4 protein-coding genes are annotated in these 2,563 nt (G+C 63.1%); all 4 read right to left on the bottom strand.

The window, feature by feature from the left end; genetic code table 11:
• A partial coding sequence (locus tag RFM40_RS33380; protein ID WP_320279041.1) for a recombinase family protein occupies positions 1-623 on the bottom strand: 623 nt, incomplete at its 3' end.
• Complete coding sequence (locus tag RFM40_RS33375) at positions 602-1,072, bottom strand: recombinase family protein (RefSeq protein ID WP_320230385.1); 471 nt, start codon at positions 1,070-1,072, stop codon at positions 602-604. The genes RFM40_RS33380 and RFM40_RS33375, both read right to left, overlap by 22 nt.
• Before the next feature lie 427 nt (positions 1,073-1,499).
• A complete protein-coding gene (locus RFM40_RS33370; RefSeq protein WP_320230384.1) occupies positions 1,500-1,802 on the bottom strand; it encodes a hypothetical protein in 303 nt (100 codons plus the stop codon).
• Positions 1,799-2,563, bottom strand: a 765-nt coding sequence (locus tag RFM40_RS33365) for a hypothetical protein (protein ID WP_320279040.1), incomplete at its 5' end; no start/stop codon positions are given. The genes RFM40_RS33365 and RFM40_RS33370, both read right to left, overlap by 4 nt.

Below are 2,563 nucleotides of genomic sequence, written 5' to 3'. Positions count from 1 at the left end.
ATGGTGCGGCCGTTGTCGCAGGTGCCCCGGCGCTGGTGGTTGAGGCAGGCATAGCGCTCGCGTGTGAACAGACCGTAGCGCCCGCCGCAGCAGCCGCAGATGAGCAAGCCGGAAAGCAGGGAGACCGGCCGCTTCATGGTGTGCAGCTTGCTCGCCCGGGCCTTGCGCGTGGCGACGGCCACCGCCTCGAACTGGCTGGCGATGGCTTTCTGTCTCTCCTTCACGGCCTGCCACAACTCGTCCTTGACGATCCTGAGATGTGGCACCTCGGTGCGGATCCATTTGCTCGGCGGATTGGCCCGCGAGACGCGCTTGCCGCTGGCGGGATCCTTGACGAAGTGCTGTCGGTTCCACACCAGCACACCAGCATAGAGCTCGTTGTTGATGACGCCGGTGCCGCGGATCACATGCCCGCGCACGCTGGTGTCGCCCCAATGCCGGCCGAGCGGGCCGGGAATGCCTTCCTTGTTGAGGTCGACGGCGATCGCCTTCGGGCTCTTGCCGGCGGCAAATTCGCGGAAGATGCGGCGTATGATGGTCGCTTCCTCCGGCACGATATCGCGGTCGCCGCGAACAGGCTCACCTTCGCTGTCGAGCTTCTTCAGCACCCGGTAGCCGAGCACAGCCCGCCCCCGGCCTTGCCCTTCTCCACCCGCCCGCGCAGGCCGCGATGGGTCTTGAGGGCAAGGTCCTTGAGGAAGAGGGCATTCATCGTGCCCTTGAGGCCGACATGCAGCTCGCTTATCCCGCCCTCGGCCAAAGTGACGATGGCAACGCCGGCGAATTTGAGATGCTTGAAGAGGGTGGCGACATCGGCCTGGTCGCGGCTGATGCGGTCGAGCGCCTCGGCCAGCACCACATCGAAGCGGCCGCGTTGGGCATCGCGTACCAAATGCTGGATGCCCGGCCGCAGCACCGTGCTGGCGCCGGAGATCGCAGCATCCTCATAGGTTCCTGCGACGCTCCAGCCCTCCCGCGCCGCCTGCTCGCGGCACAGCCGGAACTGGTCCTCGATGGAGGCATCCCGCTGGCTGTCGGAGGAATAGCGGGCATAGAGTGCGACACGAGTCATGGCGGCTGATCCTCTCTCCCATTCCAAGGGGGTTCACCATCCTGCCCCCCGCCCTCTCCCTTTCGGCGGCCCGGCCGATTGTCGTTGGCCGTCTGCCCCGCCTCGAATGCCTGCCGCGCCAGTTGCCGGCCGATTAGCCGGGCGATATCCAGCACGACCCGATCCAGCCTGGCCGCCGCCGTGAGTTCGGGGCGCCCCTCGGGCCTGACAAGGTCGCCGTTGTCGTTCGCCGGAACCGGCGCCTGTGGCCCAGTCCGGGTTTCCTCTGGCATCGCGGTCGCTCCCAATTGTGGATCGGCCCGCTATCAGATGTCTCTGGACGGCAAAGGAAAGCACGAAGTTCATGTCGTAGCGGCACAGCGTGCAATGACTTGCGCCGTGCGGTTTCGGCTCCCCAGCTAATTGCCAAGAGAGGCAATGGCGGCGCTCAATTTAAGGAACGCCGGTTGACCGGGGCCATCATGCCTTCCAACTCGGATTCTAGGGAGTCCGCTCGAAGACAATCAAAAACCTGAAACCAGAAGCGGTACTCCGGCATGTCTCCATCGCAGTTCGCCGCCAGAGCGCCCCAAGCGATCGCCGTTACTGCCAAATCGCCCCACAGCGCTTTTGCGGCGTCAGCGACTTCGATAACGGACTGATCGCCGAGCACCGCGTCTATCTCTGCTGCCTCGCGGAAAAAAGGAGAATCCTCAACGATGATCGGCGAACGATCGGTCAGTTTTTTCATGCTGCGCCTCCATCCGCCCCGGTCCACACTCGCAAGCTCCGCCCGTCTCGTTTTCTAGGCGATTTCGGCTGGAGCAGGTCGTTTGGAAACATCTGCTCGGGAACAAGCCGTCGGCCGATGCGAATAACGTCATCGAGTGCCGAGCGTATCTGAGGCCAGGGAAATTCGGCACCGTCTTCAGAGACTTCCCCTTCCCTAAGCGCAGCTTCAAGCTTCGCTGCCACACCGGCAAGGGAAGCGGCGGGCGTTTTGGACAACGCCTCAAGAAGGTCCTCCGCCCGGTCGGCAGATTCACGCTCGGCCTGCAATGCCGCCGAATAGCCAATTTCCCGGTCGGCGGCATCCCAGTGCGCCTGATGATCCGCAAGATCGGCTTCCGCCTTCGCACGCATCGCCACGTCTTCTGGATCGAGATCAAGCACTTCGTGAATCGACTTTAGGGAATGCAGCCTCACGCTCTCGCCATCATGCAGCCGGATGGTTGCACAAGGAAATCCAACCGTTTCGGCGAGTTTCCGCTCCAGGTTCTGCTGCTGACGGCAGAGCCGTTCAGTCTGCTCGTAGGCCGCCTGCCATTTGCGCCACACCACCACCGCGGGATCGGTGGATAGGTCTTTTTCAAAATCATTGCTGGCAACGGCGTTCCCCTGCCATGCCGCAATTGCAATTGCCGTTCCTGCAACTACCGCCCTGCGCGTGACGAGAGGCAAAGTCGTGGTATTGTCGGAATCAGCCATGATCCGAGCTCCCTGAAGCTTGGT

It is taken from the genome of Mesorhizobium captivum (assembly GCF_033977165.1).
GTDB lineage: Bacteria > Pseudomonadota > Alphaproteobacteria > Rhizobiales > Rhizobiaceae > Mesorhizobium > Mesorhizobium captivum.
Note: the sequence above shows the minus strand (reverse complement) of the source record. Positions and strands in the feature narration are given on the sequence as shown.

Excerpts from the sequence above, each read along its gene's own strand:
- RFM40_RS33370 (WP_320230384.1), bottom strand. The coding sequence starts at position 1,802 with ATGAAAAAACTGACCGATCGTTCGCCGATCATCGTTGAGGATTCTCCT.
- RFM40_RS33375 (WP_320230385.1), bottom strand. The coding sequence starts at position 1,072 with ATGACTCGTGTCGCACTCTATGCCCGCTATTCCTCCGACAGCCAGCGG.